This is a genomic window from Micromonospora sp. NPDC127501 (assembly GCF_040302185.1).
GTDB lineage: Bacteria > Actinomycetota > Actinomycetes > Mycobacteriales > Micromonosporaceae > Micromonospora.
The window spans coordinates 432,859-450,793 of record NZ_JBEORJ010000002.1 but is presented as its reverse complement, the minus strand read 5'-3'; the positions used below and the strand labels follow the sequence as shown (position 1 = coordinate 450,793).

Sequence of the window (17,935 nt, the reverse complement as noted above, 5' to 3'; positions counted from 1 at the left end):
CGGTCCCACGTCACCCCGTGAGCCCCTGCCCGGCAGGATCGGGTGGGGCCCCCTATGGTGTGCGCAGGCAGCGCGGCCTACTGCGAGATGACTCACGTTACCGCTGGGTAACCTTCGCGTAGGCTGCACTGCATGACCGAGCAGAGCGAGGTCATCAGGCAGCAGACCGGGGAGGCCAACTCGATGGGCAGCGTCCAGATCGTCACCACGATCCTCGCGGCCGCCATCACCGCCGTGGCGGTGTGGCTTGCGGTACGTGCGGTCCTGAAGATGGTGGCAGTCATCCGGCTCGGGCAACCCGCGCCGGAGCGGTTCTCCGACAAGGTCGCCCGCGCCAGGACGATGCTGGTGGAGACGGCCGGCCACACCCGAATGCTCAAGTGGGGCGTGGTGGGCGCCGCGCACTGGTTCGTGATGGTCGGCTTCGTCGTGCTGTCGCTGCTGGTGCTCGAGGCGTACTTCGAGGTGGTCACCACCGACGGTGGTCTGCCGATCATCGGGCACTGGGCGATCTTCGGTCTGGTCACCGAGATCATCGGGGTGCTGGGTCTGGTCGGCATCCTGGTGCTGATGGCGATCCGGCTGCGCAACCGGCCGACCCGCCCGGGCGGGCGGTCCCGGTTCACCGGCTCGACCATGTGGCAGGGCTACTTCGTCGAGTGGATCGTGCTGCTGGTCCTGATCTTCGGCTTCGTGATCCGGGGCTTCAAGGTCGCCACCGACCACTTCGAGTTCCCGTTCTGGGCCACCCCGGTCAGCCACGCGGTCGGTGCGGTGCTGCCGGACTGGGCGGACGGCGTCAGCGTCGCCGCGGCCATCAAGATCATTATTTCGATGACGTGGCTGATCGTCATCTCCCTGAACGTCACGATGGGCGTCGCCTGGCACCGCTTCCTGGCGTTCCCCAACATCTTCTTCAAGCGAGAGCCGGCCAAGCCGGCCGGCTCCGGTCTCGGCGCGCTGCGCCCGATGACGAGCCAGGGCAAGCCGCTCGATTTCGAGGAGGCGGACCCGGAGAAGGACCAGTTCGGCGTCGCCCACGTCGAGCAGTTCAGCTGGAAGGGCCTCCTGGACTTCAGCACCTGCACCGAGTGCGGTCGCTGCCAGTCGCAGTGCCCCGCCTGGAACACCGGCAAGCCCCTGTCGCCGAAGCTGCTGGTGCTGAGCCTGCGCGACCACGCGTACGCGAAGGCGCCCTACCTGCTGGCCGGCGGCGGCAAGGACCTGACCGGCGAGGAGAAGGCCACCCAGGCGCAGCTCGCCCACCTGGACGTGCTGGCCCTCGCCGAGGCGGACAAGCCGTTGATCGGCACCGCCGAGGAGGGCGGTGTCATCGACCCGGACGTGCTCTGGTCCTGCACCACCTGCGGTGCCTGCGTCGAGCAGTGCCCGGTGGACATCGAGCACGTCGACCACATCGTCGACATGCGCCGCTACCAGGTGCTGATCGAGTCGAGCTTCCCGTCCGAGGCCGGGGTGATGCTGCGCAACCTGGAGAACAAGGGCAACCCGTGGGGCGCCCCGCAGAACACCCGCGAGGACTGGACCAAGGGCCTGGACTTCGAGGTGCCCCGGGTCGGCGAGGTGGACGACTTCGAGTACCTGTTCTGGGTCGGCTGCGCCGGCGCGTTCGAGGACCGGGCCAAGAAGACCACCCGCGCGGTGGCCACGCTGCTCAACGAGGCGGGCGTGAAGTTCGCGATCCTGGGCGAGGGCGAGACCTGCTCCGGCGACCCGGCGCGACGGATCGGCAACGAGTTCGTCTTCCAGATGCTCGCTCAGCAGAACGTGGAGACGCTGAACGAGGCGTTCGAGGGCCGGGACAAGGCCAAGCGCAAGATCGTCGCGACCTGCCCGCACTGCTTCAACACCCTGGGCAACGAGTACGGCCAGCTCGGCGGTGAGTTCGAGGTGGTCCACCACACCCAACTGCTCGCGCACCTGGTCGCCACCGGCAAGCTCACGCCGGTGCAGCCGGTCGACGGGGGCGTCACCTACCACGACCCCTGCTACCTGGGTCGGCACAACCGCGTCTTCGCGGCCCCCCGGGAGGTCCTCGGCGACGCCATCGCGGGCGACCTGACCGAGATGCCGCGGAACAGCGAACGCTCCTTCTGCTGCGGTGCCGGCGGCGCCCGGATGTGGATGGAAGAGAAGATCGGCAAGCGGATCAACGTGGACCGCGTCGAGGAGGCCATGGCCACCGGGGCGAAGACGGTCGCGGTCGGCTGCCCGTTCTGCTCGACCATGCTCAACGACGGGGTCAACGGCAAGGGTGCCGGCGAACAGGTCGAGGTGATCGACGTGGCCAGCGTGCTGCTCCGCTCGGTCAAGCCCGAGCAGCCGCAGGGCGGCAAGGAGACCGCGCCGGTCGGCGGCTGAGACGCGTACCCCTGGGATCTGTTCATCGACGGCGGCGGCCCCTCAGGGGCCGCCGCCGTCGTGCAAGAATCTCGCCGAGGTGAGGCGACATCGACGGCCTACTCTTGACGACGCTGTTGCCCCTGGTCGGCTTCGTAGCCCTGACCGCGGGCAACGCGTTCTTCGTCGCGGCCGAGTTCGCCCTGGTCACAGTCGACCGGGCGGAGATCGACCGGCGGGCCGCCGCAGGCGACCAGGCCGCCCTGACGGTACGCACAGCGCTGCGTGAACTCTCCTTCCAGCTCTCCGGGGCGCAGCTCGGCATCACCATCACCGCGCTGCTCACCGGCTACCTGGCCGAGCCGGCCCTGGCCCGGCTCTTCACCCCGCTGTTGCGCCCGCTGGCCGGAGACAGCACCGAGCGGCTCACCCCGTTCCTCGCGTTGGCCCTGGCCACGCTGATCTCCATGCTCTTCGGCGAGTTGGTGCCGAAGAACGCGGCGCTGGCTCGGCCCATGCCGGCGGCGCTGGCCACGGCCGGTCCGATGCACACCTTCTCCCGGACGTTCGGCTGGGTGATCCGGGGGTTGAACGGCTCGGCGAACCGACTGGTCCGGGCGCTCGGCGTGGAGCCGCAGGAGGAATTGGCAAGCGCCCGCTCGCCGGAGGAGTTGGGCCTGCTGGCGGGCATCTCGGCGCGGGCCGGCGCGCTGCCCACGGACACCGCGATGCTGCTGCGTCGCACCATCCGCTTCGGTGACAAGCGGGCCGCGGAGGCGATGACCCCCAGGGTGGACGTGGTCGCGCTGCGCGCCACCGCCACCGTGGCGGAGCTGCTGGAGGAGTCGCGGCGGACCGGGCGGACCCGGTTCCCCGTGTACGAGGAGACCCTGGACCTGGTGACCGGCGTGGCCGGCGTGCCCGACGCGCTGGGCGTGCCGCTGGCCGACCGCGCGTCGACCCGGGTCGGCTCGGTGGCCCGTGAGCCGGTCTACGTGCCGGAGAGCCTGAACCTGGACGGTGTCCTGGCCGCGCTGAAGGCCGCCGGGGCCGACCTGGCCATCGTGGTGGACGAGTACGGCGGCACCGACGGCGTGGTGACCGTCGAGGACCTCGTCGAGGAGTTGGTCGGAGAGATCGCCGACGAGTTCGACCCGGCGAGCGTGGACGACCACGGGTCGGCCGAGCTGACCGTGCCGGGCGGAGAGCGCACCGTGCTTGTCGACGGTGTGCTCCGCTCCGACGAGTTGGCCGAGCAGACCGGCTTCCGGCTGCCCGAGGGGCCGTACGAGACCCTGGCCGGGTTCCTGATGGCCCAACTCGGCCACATCCCGCTCGCTGGCGAGACGGTCGAGACGGACGGCTGGGAGTTCACAGTGGTCGAGGTGGAGCGGCATCGGATCGAGCAGGTCCGGGTGCTGCGCCCGGCGGATCCGGACGACGATGACTGAGCTGCTGGTGACAGTGCTGCTGCTGCTCGGCAACGGGTTCTTCGTGGGCAGCGAGTTCGCGCTCATCGCGTCCCGCCGGACGGTGATCGAGCCGCTGGCCGCCGGGTCGAAACGTGCCCGCTGGGCGTTGTCGGCGATGAACCAGATCCCGCTGATGATCGCTGGCGCGCAGCTCGGCATCACGGTCTGCTCGTTGGGTCTGGGGGCGATCGCCGAACCGGCGCTGGCTCACCTGCTGGAGCCGCCGTTCCACGCGGCCGGCCTGCCGGAGCGGGCGGTGCACCCGGTGGCGTTCGTGCTGGCACTGGGCGTGGTGGTCTTTCTCCACACGGTCGTCGGTGAAATGGTGCCGAAGAACATCACGCTTGCCGGTCCGGAGGTCTCCGCGCTCTGGCTCGGCCCGGCGATGCTGGCATTCTGTGTGGCCACCAAACCGTTGTTGCTCGCGATGAAATGGGCGGCCCGGCGGGTGCTCGCGTTCTGGCGGATCGAGGCGTCCGAGTCGGTGAAGACGGTGTTCACCGCCGAAGAGTTGGCGGGCCTGGTCTCCCAGGCGCGGACCGAGGGGCTGCTCGACGCGGAGCAGCACGCGCGGATCACCGGCGCGCTGGCCCTGCACGCCCGGACGGCGGCGGACGCGCTGCAACCGTGGTCGACGGTGGTGACGGTGGCCGAGGACGTCTCGCCGGCGTCACTGGAGGTGCTGGCGACCCGGACCGGCCGGTCCCGGTTCCCGGTGGTGCAGCGGTCGACCCGTCGGGTGCTCGGCTTTGTGCACGTCAAGGACGTGCTCGGGTACGCCGGGCAGGGCCGCCGGTCCCCGGTGCCGGCCGACGTCTACCGGCCGCTGGCGGTGGTGCCGCCGGACCGTACGCTTGCCGACCTGCTGCTGGCTATGCGTCGCGAACGACGGCACATGGTGCTGGTCAGCGACGGGCGACGCCCACTCGGTGTGGTCACTCTTGACGATGTATTGACCGCAATCGTTGGGTGATGGACCAATACCCTTGGTGTGCAAGCGGTTGCACGACAGTGATGGTTACCGCGCTCGCCTTGATTACCGCCCGCAGCTTCCCTAATGTGGGGCACCGACCGCTGTGGGTCGTCTGCCTCGGCCCTTCCCTCACGCGAGGCGCCCGGCGGTCGGTTGCAAAGGAGTCGGTGCCGGTGGCAACCATGCCCCCTCATCGTCACGACCTGAACGCGTCTGCTCGCTCTGGTGGCCTGCGTCGCGTCGCGCATCGGGTGCTGATCCTGGTCGCCGCCGCGGCGGTTGGCGCCGGTCTGCTGACCGCGCCGGCACATGCCGCGCCCACGGTCGACGAGATCGAGGCGCAGATCGACAAGAAGTGGGAGCAGTTGGAGCCCACCATCGAGCAGTACAACAAGGTCCGGGCGCAGCTGAAGGTCAACCGGCAGAAGTCGGCGAACCTCCAGAAGAAGATCGAGCCGCTGGCGCTGCAGAGCGAGCTGGCGCTCAACCGGGTCGGCGACCTCGCCTCCCGCTACTACATCTCCGGCCCGTCGCACGACATCGGCGCGCTGCTGGTCAGTGCCAAGCCGGACACGCTCACCGAGCAGCTCACCATCCTCGACCGGCTCGCTTCGCAGGAGCGCAAGGAGGTCGAGGGTGTGCTGGCCGTGCGGGCCAAGTACGACGGCGAGAAGCAGAAGCTGGACGCGCTGATCGTCACCCAGACCAAGCAGCAGAACGAGCTGGCGGCCAAGAAGAAGCAGATCGATGCCGAGATCAAGCAGCTCGAGGCGTCGATGCCCAAGACGACGGTGGTGACCGCGGCCTGCCCGACCATCAACGGGGTGGTCAGCGCGGCGGCCCGTACCGCGATCAGGACCGCCTGCGGCAAGGTCGGCAAGCCGTACGTCTGGGGTGCCACCGGGCCGAACTCGTTCGACTGCTCGGGGCTGACCCAGTACGCCTACAAGGCGGCCGGGATCTACCTCACGCACCACACCGGTGACCAGTGGAACGAGGGCAAGGCCATCTCGCGAGGCGATGCCCGCCCCGGTGACCTGGTCTTCTTCTTCTCCGGTCTGAGTCATGTCGGGCTGTATCTGGGTAACAACCAGATGGTGCACGCGCCCCGCGCCGGTAAGCCGGTGCAGGTGTCCAGCATCAACACCATGCCCGTCGCCGGGTTCCGCAGACCCGGCTGATCCACCTCGCGCGACACGACGGCCCCCGGTCACCGACCGGGGGCCGTCGTGGTTCTCAGCGGGGAGCGCCCACCGGGGACGGCAACAGCTGCACGTCGGCGAGGTCGACGTACATGATCCGGTGGCCGAACTGGATCTGCGCGTACCGGTTCTTGCCGCGGATCACCGTCCAGTCGCCAGGTGAGGAGCCGTCGAACGTGCTGGCCCGGTAGTACTCGCCGGCCAGCACCGCGCCGACGGCGTACCGCTGCCCGGCGGCCAGGGTGTACTGGAGCGGCGAGATCGCCTGGTAGGGCACCCCTTCCGGGTACGCGGACTGCTCCGGGTACGCCCGTCCGTAGACCGGAACGGTGGTCCGTCCGGGCTTCGGCGTGGCCACGACGCCGACGGTCCAGCTGGCGGTCGGCGCGGACGCCGGGTTGTGGAACCAGGCCCGCTGCCCGAGGTACCAGATCGCCGTCCAGTCGCCCTGCCGTCCGGCCAGCGCGTACGTCTGCCCGGCGGACGCCCGGGCCCCGTGGTCCGACACGACCATCGTGTTCGGGCTGCCGTCCGGGCGGAGCGCGATGTCGTTGACCAGCGGCGCGTCCGCGGACGGTGCGCTGCGTAGCACCACCGCCGAGGAGCCGCGTGGCGCACAGGGCACGCCCGGGGTGACGCAGTCGGTGAACGCCGGCTGGTTGGTGGTGTAGTCCGGGTCGATCCGGACCATTCCGGTGGCCGGGGTGCCGGTGTCCAGTCGAGGGGCGTGCAGCAGGTCGAAGTAGTGCGTCCAGTCCCAGTACGGGCCCGGATCCCAGTGCATTCCCCGCACTGTCGAGGCGATGGTGCCGGGCACGTTGTCGTGCCCGATGATGTGCTGGCGGTCCAGTGGGATGCCCAGCCGCAGCGCCAGGTGCCGGACCAGCTTCGCCGAGGTCCGGTACATCGCCTCGGTGTACCAGGTGCCCTGCGCCGCGAAGCCCTCGTGTTCCAACCCGATCGACTTCGCGTTGACGTACCAGTTGCCGGCGTGCCAGCCGACGTCCTTGGTCTTCACGTGCTGCGCGATGTGCCCGTCGACCGAGCGCAGCGAGTAGTGCCAGCTCACGTAGGTCGGGTCCTGGACGAGTTTCAGGGTCGTCGCCCAGCTCGCCTCGGTGTCGTGGATGACGATGTACTCGATCTTCTGCCGTGCGGGCCGGTCGGAGAGGTCGTGGTTGCCGTAGTCGCCGTCGCCGAACGCCTCGTAGGGCGCCGGGATCCATTCGCAGGAGATGGTGCGCGGGCACTCCACCCCGTCCGGGCGGGCCAGGCGGCGCAGGCCCAGCCGGTCCAACCAGGAACGCTCGGGCCGCACCACGCGGGCTGGCAGGGTGACACGCTGGCCGTCGTCGGTCACCCGGGCTTCGCCCGCGCCGATGGTCGTGAAGACCTCGTCGGCGAAGGCCGCTGCGGCGTCGGCGCTGTCCGCGCCCGAGTAACGGGCCACCGCGCCGTACCAGGCCGCCGGGTCGGTGTCCGCGCCCACCGGCGCGCCCAGCTCCCTCTGGTACGCGCTCAGCAGCGCGGCCCCACCCCGGATGTTGAGGCCCGTGTCGGTGCGCAGTGCCTCGGGGGTGGTGCCGGTCAGCGTGGCGGCGGCGTCCACGGTCTGCAACGCGGCGGTGGACGGCGCGGGTGCCTCGACCGGCCGGGTCGCGGGCACCCGGGCGGGACGGGAGTCGTCGCCGCGTGGGTCCTCGGCGCCGGCGTCGTGGTGGCCGCGCCCGGGTAGGGCGGCCACGTGCCGCGCGTCGGTCAGGTGCATCGGGCCGTAGCCGCCACTGGTGCTCGGTGTGCCGGCGTTGGTGTCCCAACGCGACTCCAGGTAGGAGACGCCGAGCAGCACGACGGCCGGCACGCCGTACTCGGTGGCCGCTGCGGCGTACTGCTGCTGGCGGTCGGTGGTGGGCGCGGCGGCGGCCGGGCCGCTGGAGAGTGGCACCGTGGTCGCGGCGGCGACCACGGTGGCGGCGAGCAGTGCGCGCCAGCCGGTCGACAGGGTTGGATGGTGCATCGAACCCCCTAGATTCTCGCGGAGTGAGGTCAGGTCACCATCGCGCCGTCCGGGAGGTCGCGTCAATACCTTTCCATCTATCGAAGCATGCGGAAAGAATTCTTCACACACGGTCGGTGACCTCGTCCAATCCGTACGGAGTGTCACTGCCGCACGGGTTGCGGATCGGTAACAAGCGTCTCTACTCTGGTCATTCGTCGGCCCGACAGCAGCTCCGCCCAGCCCGGGCGGTAACGGACCGACACCGCCGAGTCGTTTCCGAGCGAACCGGGGACCCAGGTCCCTCGGGGTGAATCCGCAGCCACTGCGGTAGGGCGCCGACTTCCCGCCCGAACCCGTCAGCTAACCCGGTAGGCGGTCAGGAAGAAGGAGTACGGAACCCCGGTGGCACTCCATGCCCCGCGGCCGTCGTCCGAGCGGTCGGCATCAGCCGGCACGCCGTCGATCGTGCCGCGCCCACGCTGGTCCCGCTTCACCACCGCACTCGCCGCGCTGGCCGGCGTCGCCGTCGTCCTGACCGGCAGTGCCACGGCGGCCCACGCCGACCCGTCCGTCGCCGAGATCGAGCGCCAGATCGACGCCGACTGGAACAAGCTCGAACCGATCATCGAACGGCACAACGCCACCCGCATCGACCTCGCCGCGAAGCGCAAGCAGGCCGACGCGCTGGCCGCCCGGATCACTCCGCTGGAGCGCCAGGTCGACGCCGCGATGGACAAGGTCAGCGCCCTGGCCGTACGCGCCTACAAGGGTGAGAACGTCTCGACCGTCAACGCCGTGCTGGGCAGCCGGTCGCCCAGCGAGGTGGTCGGCCAGCTCGAAATGCTCGACCGCTTCGCGCACAACCAGCAGAAGGACGTACGCCAGGTGGCCGACCTGCGCGACCAGCTGGCCGCGCAGAAGGCGCCGCTGGACGAGATGGTGGCCCAGCTGACCCGCACGGAAGCTCAGCTGGCGGCGAAGAAGAAGCAGATCAACGACGAGATCGACCGCCTGCAGAAGCTGCGCCTCAAGGTGTACGGCAGCGGCGGGGGCGGTCCGCTGCGCCCGGCGCCCTGCCCGGGGAGCTACCCCGGCGGCGCCGCGGGCACCGCTGTCAAGTTCGCCTGCGCGCAGATCGGCAAGCCCTACGTCTGGGGTGCCGAGGGCCCGAACTCGTACGACTGCTCCGGGCTGATGCTGGCCGCCTGGGCGAAGGCCGGCGTGTCGCTGCCGCACAACGCCGCCGCGCAGAGCCGGGTCACCAAGAACGTCAGCAAGGGCGACCTGCGCCCCGGCGACCTGGTCTTCTACTACAGCGACATCCACCACGTCGGCATGTACGTCGGTGGCGGCTGGGTGGTGCACGCCTCGCAGGCCGGTCAGCCGGTCAAGATGAAGAAGGTCGACGACGGCCCGATCCACAGCTACGGCCGTCCAGGCTGACCCAGGATGACCGAAGGGCCCGTCGCGATCACCTCGCGGCGGGCCCTCGTCGTCTCGGTCCTGGCGGCTGAAGCTCAGCGGGTGGGCCAGGTGCGCCAGTGCTGCCAGGCGCGGCTGGGTGTCGGCCCCCGCTGGCCCTGGTAGCGCGAGCCGTAGACCACCGAGCCGTACGGGTGCTCGGCCGGCGAGGAGAGCCGGAAGATGCAGAGCTGCCCGATCTTCATGCCCGGCCACAGGGTGATCGGCAGGTTCGCCACGTTCGAGAGTTCCAGCGTCACGTGACCGGAGAAGCCCGGGTCGATGAAACCGGCGGTGGAATGCGTGAGCAGCCCGAGCCGGCCCAGGGAGCTCTTGCCCTCCAGTCGGCCGGCGAGCTGGTCACCCAGCGAGATGACCTCCAGTGTCGAGGCGAGCACGAACTCCCCCGGGTGCAGCACGAACGGCTCGCCGTCGGGGACCTCGACGGCCGAGGTCAGGTCGTCCTGCTGCATGGCGGGATCGATGTGGGTGTAGAGGTGGTTGTTGAAGACCCGGAACAGCCGGTCGAGTCGGACGTCGATGCTGGACGGTTGGACCAGAGTGGGCTCGAACGGCTCCAGGCCCAGCGTGCCGGCCTTGATCTCGGAGACCAGGTCGCGGTCGGAGAGCAGCATCGGACCACCATAGCCGCGTTGCCGAAAGTGGCCGGATTCGGTGCCGGTGACCAGCGCGTCGAGGTCGCTGCTCGTACATTTGTTCGATAGAATGCCCACATGGCTTCCTGGTCCGAATTCGCCGCCGACGAGCCCCGACTCGCCGACGGGATCCGCGTTCTCCTCCAGCAATACGGGCCGGGCTTCGGCTATCTGGCCACGGTCCGTGCCGACGGCGGGCCCCGCGTCCATCCGGTCTCCCCGGTCATCACCGCCGAGGGGCTGTTCTGCTTCATCATCGACTCGCCCAAGCGCCGCGACCTCGAACGTGACGGCCGTTACGCGTTGCACTCCTTCCCCGCGGAGGAGAGCGACGACGAGGCGTACGTGGCGGGGCACGCCCGTCCGGTGACCGATCCGGTCCTCGTGGCGCAGTTGGCGCACAGCGCCCGGGCCGAGCCGCAGGTCGACTGGAGGCTCTTCGAGTTCACCGTCGACGTGGCCATGCTCACCCGCCGCGAGCAGCACATCGCGGGCATTCCGGGCCTCGCGCCGGGTCGACCGGCCGTTCGGGTCTGGCTCGACCCAAACGCCCCGTCGGCGGGGGCCGTGCCCCTCGCCGTCCCGCAGGCGCGCCCGACCCGCCTCAGCCGTGACGTCCAGTGCACGGCCGCCTGACCACAACCGGAAGGTTCATCGGTGCCGGCTCCGTCGTAACGGAGCCGGCACCCGCATGATCACCTAGCTTTCAATGAAATCGCGGTGTCCCAACGCTCCGGATGCCCCGACTTCCAGAAAGCCGAGTGGATCAACCCGGGGTCGACCCGGGCGGAGCGGTACGCGGACGGCAGCGGTCGGCGGGGGACCTGGGTGCACGGGCTCGACGACTCGGGTACAGTGGTGCCGCTTGCGGGTGTAGTTCAATGGCAGAACATCAGCTTCCCAAGCTGACAGTGCGGGTTCGATTCCCGTCACCCGCTCCACCACGAAGGCCCTGGCCAGGACGAGAGTCCCCGCCAGGGCCTTCGATGCTGTTGCGGCCAGCAGCGCTCGCGGCCGACAAGGCCCTGAAGGCCCCTCAACCCCGGCCGTTCCTGCGTTAACCTCGCCTACCTCCCAGAGCGTTCAAGTGGTGGGAGGTACACACACCATGCAACGACCTCGGGAACTGGCGCCACCGGAAGGCTTCGCCGAGTTCGTCGCGGCGCGCTCCGATGCACTGCTGCGTTCGGCCTGGCTGCTTACCGGTCCTGTAGGGCGGGCGTTCCGGGGAAATCCGGCCACCGGCCGTGCGTGGAGGTCATGCCGAAACCGCCTGGAGCCCCGTACCCGCCGCCGTTGGTGGTCGGGCGCCCAGCGGGAACTCACCGACGGTGCGCCAGGGGCTTACGTCAGGTGTTCCGGCGATGAGTCGGACCGTGTCGATGGCCGCGTTGATCGGCAGGTGCGCGGAGATGGTTTCCGCGGCGTGGCTCAGCACGGGCTTGGCGGCGTCGTGACCGATGGTCAGGTGCGGCACCACCTCGCTGTGCGCCCCCGCGTACGGGGGTGCATCGGGAAACCGTTGCCACACCGCCTCGGTGAGGTCGCGGAAGGGCCGATCTGGCTGCGGAGCAAGCCAGACGACCGTGTCACCGAACCAGTCGACGTGCGTCAGTGCGACGTCGAACCGTGGTATCTCGGCGATGGTGTCACGCAGCACGGCCAAGGCATGCTCGTCGATCTGCTGCGGAGGCAGGAACGGGTAGAGCACTGTCACGTGCGCTGGCACGCCCCACCCGGCGGCTCGGTCCAGCGATGCCCGGAACCGGCCCACCGCCTCCTCAGCCTCGGGTATCGGCACGATGAGCGCGGTCTGTGTCGGTTCCATGCCCTGCGGCCTCCTACTGGTAGTCGGCGAAGACTCGACGCTCCACGCCGTCCACGGTGACCGGGCCACCGTGGGGAAGGATCCACTGTGGTCTGGTGTGACCGAACGGGATGCCGACGCAGACGACCGCCTCGGGGTTGTAACGGGTCACCACGTCGACGACCGTGTCGCGCTGCTGCTCGCGGAGCCGTGCCCGATCCGCGGCCGGGGGTCGACGGGTGTGGTCGGAGACCGGCGGACGGGCGACCAGGACCGCGTCGACGGCGCTGAGAAGACCGCGCTCACCCAGCGATCGGACGATCCAGCCGACCTCGCGGGCGGGGAGAAGCTCCTCCGACGTCTCGATGATCAGCACCCCGCCCTGCAGGACCTCCGGGGGAAACGGGAAGCGTCCCGCTGTCAGGATCCACTGGATGACTTCCAGGCAGCCACCCCAGGTGGGGCCGGTGACTGCGCGGGACGGCCCGTGCCAACTCCACGGCTCCGTCGGCTCGCGCTCCCCAAACGACTTCAACGCCTGCGGATCTGCCCAGTCGATGCCGATGTCCTCGGACTCACCCGGGTCGGTGATCTCCAGCCGCTCCCCGGTGAGTAACGCCGCTCGCAGCGAGCGGACGTGGATGTCGTCGACGGCAGGCCCGGGGCCGAGGTGCACCTGGGAGGATCCGCCGTAGAAGCTGGCGATGCCGAGGCCCCAGAGCCAGTGGTGCAGATTGGTGTTGTCGCTGGTGCCGAGGAACGGCTTCGGGTCGGCTCGGGCCAGGTCGGCGTCCAGGTGGGGGATGACAGTGATCTGGTCGTCGCCGCCAATGACGGCGAGAATGCCGCGTACCTGGGGGTCCGCGAAGGCGGCGTTGATGTCCGCCGCCCGCGCTGCCGCGCTCGCGCCCACCTGGCGGGTGGTGGGATATTCAACCGGGACGAGGCCGGTCAGGTCGGCAAGCCGTCGCATGGCCTGCTCGTGGATCCCGGGATAGGCACCGGCCGCAGCGAAGGACGGTGAGAGGACCGCGAGGCGGTCTCCCGGGCGTGCCTTCCGAGGACGAACAAGCTCATGCACCATGTCGAGATCCAACAGGTGCGCGAGCCCGTACGCATCTCATTTCGTACGGGTTCCAGGAGAACCGGATGCTTCTCACGTTCGTGGCAAGATCTGCCAGGTGCAGGTCGCGATGCTTGGTCCATTCGAGGTTCGCACGGACGTCGGCACCGTCATCGACGTGCCGGGTGCGCGGCTGCGCGGGCTGTTGACCGCCCTCGCGCTCAGCCCGGGTCACGTGGTCCCGAAGGGGATCCTCGTCGACTGGATCTGGGGCGAACACCCGCCAACTGACGCGGCGAACGCCCTGCACCGCCTGGTTTCCCGGCTACGCAAGGCGCTGCCGGAGGGGTCGATCGAGGGACAGACGGACGGCTACCGGTTGATGGTCGAACCCGACGTCGTCGACGCCGTACGGTTCGAACGCCTCGTCGGCCTGGCTCGCGATGACGAGGGCCCGCAGCGGGTACGGCGTTTGCGCGAGGCCCTCGACCTGTGGCGCGGGGCGGCGATGCAGGACGTCGGTCTGGTCGGCAGCACGGCGCTCGATGCGGCGGTCACCCGATTCGACAGGCTGCGCCTGACCGCCCTGGAGGATCGCTTCGACGTGGAGGTCAGCCTCGGCCACGGTCCGGAGTTGGTCGCGGAGCTGACCGATCTGGTGGCCGAGCACCCGGTGCAGGAACGGTTGGTTCTCGCGTTGATGCGGGCCCTCGCCGCGAGCGGCCGAGACAACGAGGCGCTGCTCGTGTATCAGCGGACGAGTGCGGCCCTGGCCGACGCGCTGGGCGTCGATCCCTCGCCGGAACTGTCGGCGTTGCACGTCGCGCTCCTGCGGGGCGAGGTGCGACGGCGCGAGGAGAACCGGCAGACCAACCTTCGTGCCGAATTGAGCAGCTTCATCGGCAAGGACGAGGCGGTTGCCCAGGTCGGCGCGCTCGTCGCCGAACACCGGCTCACGACCCTGATCGGGCCGGGTGGCTCCGGGAAGACCCGATTGGCCACGGAGACCGCGCGCAGAATGCTCGACGACCTGCCGGACGGCGCCTGGCTGGTCGAGTTCGCCGCGATCGGCGCGGACGGCGACGTGGTGCAGGCGACGCTCACGGGGCTCGGACTTCGGGACGCTCTGCTCGGCGAGCCCCCGAGCATGGAGTTGGTCGACCGGCTCGTCGCCGCGATCCGCGAGCGGGAGGCATTGCTGATCCTGGACAACTGCGAGCACGTGATCGAGTCGGCGGCAATGCTCGCTGACCGGCTGCTCGGGGAGTGTCGGCGACTGCGGATCCTCGCGACGAGCAGGGAACCGCTCGGCATCACCGGTGAGGCGCTCTGGCCGGTCGCGCCACTGGCCCTGCCGGACGTCGACGCCGACCCGTGCGAGATCGAAACCTCTCCCGCTGTCCGGCTGCTCCGGGACCGGGCGGGCGCGGTGCGGAGGGATCTGGCGGTCGACACCTCCACGTTGTCGACGATGGCGCGGATCTGTCGGGCGCTGGACGGGATGCCGCTGGCGATCGAACTGGCCGCCGCCAGGTTGCGCACCATGTCCATCGACCAGCTCGCCAGGCGGCTCGACGATCGGTTCCGCCTGCTGACCGGCGGCAGCCGTACCGCGTTGCCCCGGCACCGAACGCTGCGCGCGGTGGTCGACTGGAGTTGGGAGCTGCTGACCGACGCCGAGCGGACGGTCCTGCGCCGGCTCTCGGTGTTCTCGGGCGGGGTGAGTCTGGAAGCGGCCGAGCGGGTCTGCGCCGGCGACGAGGTCGAGCAGGAGGACGTGCTCGAGTTGGTCACAGCGCTGGCCGAGAAGTCGCTGTTGGTCGCCGAGGGCGGCGAAGCCCCGCGTTACAGGATGCTCGGCACGATCAAGGAGTACGCCGCGCACCGCCTCGCCGAGGCGGGGGAATCGGACCTCGCGCGGCATGCGCACCTGGCGTACTTCACCGAACTCACCGAGACCGCGGAGCCGCAGCTTCGCCGCGCGGACCAGGTGAAGTGGCTCGCCATTCTCGAAGTCGAGCACGACAACATCGGTTCCGCGATGCGCGGTGCCCTCGCTGCCGGTGAAGCGCACGCGTCCATGCGGCTGGCTGCGGGTGCCGGCTGGTACTGGTGGCTCGGTGGCCACCGGACCGAAGGCATGGAGTTGATCACGGCGGCCACCGAGACGCCTGGTGAGGTCGGCGACGAGATCCGGGCCACGGTGTACGCGCTCGTCGTGCTCTTCATCAACTCGGGGCCGGGCGACGAGCACCAGGCGGCGGAGTGGATCCACAAGGCGTACGAGTTCAGCCAGCGCAGTAACGGGGGCCACCCGGGGATGGCGCTCGTCGTCCCGCTGGAACGCATGTTGCGAGCCCCGGACGCGATCCTGCCCGCATGGGAACCGCTGCTGAACGACGAGGATCCCTGGGTACGCGCACTGGCCCGGTTGCAACTCGGCAAGATGCGGATCATTTTCGGCCAGGACGGTCCGGAGGTGGACGAGTATCTCGTGGCGGCGCTCGCCGAGTTCCGGGCACTCGGCGAACGGTTCGGGATCTCATTCGCCCTGACCGAGCTGGCGGAGCTGATTGCCGTACGCGGTGAGTTCGCCGGTGCGTGCGAGCTCTACGAAGAGGCGACCGCGGTCGTCACCGAGGTCGGCACCGTCGAGGACATCATCCGGATGCGGTCCCGGCAGGCTCAGCTGTACTGGTTGCTTGGCGATGAGGAGTCCGGCGCGGCTGCCATGGCCGAGGCGCGACGATGCGCGGAGCGGGTCACGTGGCCGGGTGCGCTGGCCGTGCTGGCTCTGTCACAGGCGGAACTCGCTCGCTGGAGTGGCGATGCCGAGGAGGTGGCCCGGCAGGTCGGTGTCGCGACGACCCTGCTGCGCGACGAGGCGAAGCAGGCGCACATCCGCGTGGTGACGCACGACCTGCTCGGGTATGTCGCGGACGATCTCGGTGAGGCACGCAGACACCACTCTTCGGCCTGCGAGGCGGCAGCCGAGACCGGGCACGCACCCTCGATCGCGCGGGTACTCGTCGGCGTCGCGGACCTGGCCCTGCGCCGTGACCAGTACGAGCACGCCGCCCGGTTGCTCGCGGCCAGCAGCGCTGTGCGCGGACGGCAGGATCATTCGCAGCCGGATGTGGCCCGGATCGAGCAGGAAGTACGGCGCCGCCTCGGCGAAGTGAGCTTCGCAGAGGCGGCGCGAGAAGGCAGTCGGACGGACTGGAACCGGTTGGTCGCTGTCACGCTCGCTTCGTGAACGTGGAACGTGCCCACAGGTAGCCGACGAGAGCGATGCCGACGCACCAGGCGAGGGCGGGGATCACGTCACCGCTGGACGGTGTCCCGTTGAGGAACCCGCGCAGAGTTTCGATGATCGGCGTGAAGGGCTGGTATTCCGCGAACTCCCGCAGCCCGGGCCCCATCTTGTCCGCCGGCACGATCGCGCTGCTGAAGAACGGCAGCATGACCAGCGGTACGGAGGCCAGACCCGCCGTTTCCGGAGACTTCGCCGAAAGACCCAGGGCGACCGTGAGCCAGCCGGCGGCGAAGCCGAGCAGCACGATGATGCCGAGCGCGCCGAGCCAGCCGAGGAGGCTCGCCGACGGGCTGAATCCGAGCAGGAAGGCCACCCCGACAAGGGCCGCGATGGCGACCAGGTTGGTCAGCACGCTGGCGACGACGTGACCGGTCAGCACGGCACCGCGGGAGACGTGCATGACTTTGAACCGGTTGATGATGCCCTTCGTCATGTCGGAGTTCACCGCGGTCGCGGTGGCTCCCAGCCCGTAACAGACCGCCAGCAGCATCAGTCCGGGAGTCGCGTAGTCGATGTAGTCGACACCGACGTTGAAGGCGTCGCCGAACATGTAGACGAACATCAACATGATCACGATGGGCATCAGGACCGCGTTGAACACCGAGGTCGGGTTTCGGGCGATGTGCTTGAAGTTGCGACGCAACATGACGATCGAGTGGGACCTGGTGCTCATTTCGCGGAAACCTCCTGGGTGCGGCTGCCCGTCAGGGCGAGGAAGACGTCGTCGAGGTCCGGCGTCTGCACGGAGAACCCTTCGGCGCTGATCGCGTACTCGTCGAGCCGGTCGAGCAGGGCCCGCAGCGAGGCCGTGTCGCCATCGCTGGGAACCCGCAGCGTCAGTGCCTCGTCGTCCCGGGTGGCGTCGGTGAGCACCCGGGCGGCCGCGTCGAGTTCGGCGACGGTGGTGAACCGCAGCCGGACGTGAGTGCCGGGGATCTGGCGTTTGAGCTCGTCGGGCGTGCCCTGGGCGACCAGACGCCCCTGGTCGAGTACGGCGATCCGGTCGGCGAGCTGATCAGCCTCCTCCAGATACTGGGTGGTGAGGAAGATCGTCACGCCGTCGGCCACCAGATCACGGATGATCGACCACATCGTGCGGCGGCTACGTGGATCCAGGCCCGTCGTCGGCTCGTCGAGGAAGATGATCCGAGGGTCGCCGACGAGCGTCATCGCCAGATCCAACTTGCGGCGCATACCACCGGAATAGGTCGACACCGGCTTGTGCGCCGACTCCACCAGATCGAACCGCTCCAGCAGCTCCGCGACGACCCGCCGGCCGTCCTTGCCGGGAACCTGACTGAGATCCACCATCAGCTGCAGGTTCTCTCGGCCGGTCAGCAGCTCGTCCACCGCCGCGAACTGACCGGTGACGCCGATCGCCGCGCGCACCGCCTTGGCCTGGGTGGCGGCGTCGTGCCCCGCGATGCGTACGGTCCCACCGTCGGCCTTCACCAACGTGGTCAGCACGTTCACCGTCGTCGTCTTACCCGCCCCGTTCGGACCGAGCAGGGAGAAGATCGTGCCCGCACGGACATCCAGGTCGATGCCATCGAGCACGACCTTGTCCTTGTAGGCCTTCCGCAGCCCGGAGACTGCAATCGCTGAACTCGTCATGCACCTACCAT

Annotated in this window: 13 protein-coding genes, 1 tRNA gene and 1 riboswitch; of the genes, 8 read left to right on the top strand and 6 right to left on the bottom strand. The window is 69.5% G+C overall.

Annotated elements, in window-relative coordinates; genetic code table 11:
• Positions 1 to 183: 183 nt before the first annotated feature.
• The 4 genes from ABTW72_RS06075 to ABTW72_RS06060 all read left to right on the top strand — a co-directional run bounded on the left by ABTW72_RS06075 (position 184) and on the right by ABTW72_RS06060 (position 5,987).
• Positions 184 to 2,382, top strand: a complete 2,199-nt coding sequence (locus ABTW72_RS06075) for a (Fe-S)-binding protein (RefSeq protein WP_350855437.1) — start codon at positions 184 to 186, stop codon at positions 2,380 to 2,382.
• Between the two features lie 104 nt (positions 2,383 to 2,486).
• Positions 2,487 to 3,812 carry a hemolysin family protein gene (locus ABTW72_RS06070; protein WP_238410867.1) on the top strand — a complete coding sequence of 442 codons (1,326 nt, stop codon included), beginning with the start codon at positions 2,487 to 2,489 and terminating at the stop codon, positions 3,810 to 3,812.
• On the top strand, positions 3,805 to 4,806 hold the full coding sequence (locus tag ABTW72_RS06065; protein WP_091396333.1) for a hemolysin family protein: 1,002 nt from the start codon (positions 3,805 to 3,807) through the stop codon (positions 4,804 to 4,806). The genes ABTW72_RS06070 and ABTW72_RS06065 overlap by 8 nt, the downstream gene beginning before the upstream one ends.
• 167 nt (positions 4,807 to 4,973) lie before the next feature.
• On the top strand, positions 4,974 to 5,987 hold the full coding sequence (locus ABTW72_RS06060; protein WP_350854891.1) for a C40 family peptidase: 1,014 nt from the start codon (positions 4,974 to 4,976) through the stop codon (positions 5,985 to 5,987).
• A gap of 55 nt (positions 5,988 to 6,042) precedes the next feature.
• Here the strand turns inward: ABTW72_RS06060 and ABTW72_RS06055 are convergent, their stop codons facing one another.
• Positions 6,043 to 8,025, bottom strand: coding sequence for an N-acetylmuramoyl-L-alanine amidase (locus ABTW72_RS06055; protein ID WP_350854888.1), 1,983 nt, complete (start codon positions 8,023 to 8,025; stop codon positions 6,043 to 6,045).
• Between the two features lie 235 nt (positions 8,026 to 8,260).
• A riboswitch (cyclic di-AMP (ydaO/yuaA leader) is annotated at positions 8,261 to 8,396 on the top strand.
• A gap of 76 nt (positions 8,397 to 8,472) precedes the next feature.
• Here ABTW72_RS06055 and ABTW72_RS06050 point away from each other — a divergent pair.
• Positions 8,473 to 9,450, top strand: a complete 978-nt coding sequence (locus ABTW72_RS06050; protein ID WP_350854885.1) for a C40 family peptidase — start codon at positions 8,473 to 8,475, stop codon at positions 9,448 to 9,450.
• A 74-nt stretch (positions 9,451 to 9,524) separates the two neighbouring features.
• Here the strand turns inward: ABTW72_RS06050 and dcd are convergent, their stop codons facing one another.
• Positions 9,525 to 10,103 carry a dCTP deaminase gene (gene dcd, locus ABTW72_RS06045; protein WP_030332009.1) on the bottom strand — a complete coding sequence of 193 codons (579 nt, stop codon included), beginning with the start codon at positions 10,101 to 10,103 and terminating at the stop codon, positions 9,525 to 9,527.
• Positions 10,104 to 10,202: 99 nt separating this feature from the next.
• Here dcd and ABTW72_RS06040 point away from each other — a divergent pair, with 99 nt between their 5' ends.
• The gene (locus tag ABTW72_RS06040) at positions 10,203 to 10,760 is read left to right on the top strand and encodes a pyridoxamine 5'-phosphate oxidase family protein (protein ID WP_350854882.1); all 558 of its coding nucleotides are present in this window, start codon (positions 10,203 to 10,205) and stop codon (positions 10,758 to 10,760) included.
• Between the two features lie 231 nt (positions 10,761 to 10,991).
• Positions 10,992 to 11,065 (top strand) — tRNA-Gly (locus tag ABTW72_RS06035).
• A 317-nt stretch (positions 11,066 to 11,382) separates the two neighbouring features.
• Here the strand turns inward: ABTW72_RS06035 and ABTW72_RS06030 are convergent.
• Positions 11,383 to 11,952: a 2'-5' RNA ligase family protein gene (locus ABTW72_RS06030; protein ID WP_350854879.1), complete on the bottom strand. Its 570-nt coding sequence runs from the start codon at positions 11,950 to 11,952 to the stop codon at positions 11,383 to 11,385.
• A 13-nt stretch (positions 11,953 to 11,965) separates the two neighbouring features.
• Positions 11,966 to 12,904: an LD-carboxypeptidase gene (locus ABTW72_RS06025; protein ID WP_350854876.1), complete on the bottom strand. Its 939-nt coding sequence runs from the start codon at positions 12,902 to 12,904 to the stop codon at positions 11,966 to 11,968.
• Positions 12,905 to 13,112: 208 nt separating this feature from the next.
• Between ABTW72_RS06025 and ABTW72_RS06020 the strand changes: the two genes are divergently transcribed.
• Positions 13,113 to 16,250, top strand: coding sequence for an ATP-binding protein (locus ABTW72_RS06020; RefSeq protein WP_350854873.1), 3,138 nt, complete (start codon positions 13,113 to 13,115; stop codon positions 16,248 to 16,250).
• On the opposite strand, the gene ABTW72_RS06015 is transcribed toward ABTW72_RS06020, so the two are convergent.
• Together ABTW72_RS06015 and ABTW72_RS06010 are read right to left on the bottom strand one after the other, a co-directional pair.
• On the bottom strand, positions 16,234 to 16,983 hold the full coding sequence (locus ABTW72_RS06015; RefSeq protein WP_350854870.1) for an ABC transporter permease: 750 nt from the start codon (positions 16,981 to 16,983) through the stop codon (positions 16,234 to 16,236). The two genes, ABTW72_RS06020 and ABTW72_RS06015, sit on opposite strands and share 17 nt — an antisense overlap.
• Positions 16,980 to 17,924 (bottom strand): ATP-binding cassette domain-containing protein, encoded by a 945-nt coding sequence (locus ABTW72_RS06010; RefSeq protein ID WP_350854867.1) that lies wholly within the window; start codon positions 17,922 to 17,924, stop codon positions 16,980 to 16,982. Before ABTW72_RS06010 ends, ABTW72_RS06015 begins: the two co-directional genes overlap by 4 nt.
• Positions 17,925 to 17,935: the final 11 nt, after the last annotated feature.

Coding starts and splice junctions, on each gene's coding strand:
- ABTW72_RS06075 (WP_350855437.1), top strand. CDS start 184: ATGGGCAGCGTCCAGATCGTCACCACGATCCTCGCGGCCGCCATCACC.
- ABTW72_RS06065 (WP_091396333.1), top strand. CDS start 3,805: ATGACTGAGCTGCTGGTGACAGTGCTGCTGCTGCTCGGCAACGGGTTC.
- ABTW72_RS06055 (WP_350854888.1), bottom strand. CDS start 8,025: ATGCACCATCCAACCCTGTCGACCGGCTGGCGCGCACTGCTCGCCGCC.
- dcd (WP_030332009.1), bottom strand. CDS start 10,103: ATGCTGCTCTCCGACCGCGACCTGGTCTCCGAGATCAAGGCCGGCACG.
- ABTW72_RS06040 (WP_350854882.1), top strand. CDS start 10,203: ATGGCTTCCTGGTCCGAATTCGCCGCCGACGAGCCCCGACTCGCCGAC.
- ABTW72_RS06030 (WP_350854879.1), bottom strand. CDS start 11,952: ATGGAACCGACACAGACCGCGCTCATCGTGCCGATACCCGAGGCTGAG.
- ABTW72_RS06025 (WP_350854876.1), bottom strand. CDS start 12,904: ATGCGACGGCTTGCCGACCTGACCGGCCTCGTCCCGGTTGAATATCCC.
- ABTW72_RS06015 (WP_350854870.1), bottom strand. CDS start 16,983: ATGAGCACCAGGTCCCACTCGATCGTCATGTTGCGTCGCAACTTCAAG.
- ABTW72_RS06010 (WP_350854867.1), bottom strand. CDS start 17,924: ATGACGAGTTCAGCGATTGCAGTCTCCGGGCTGCGGAAGGCCTACAAG.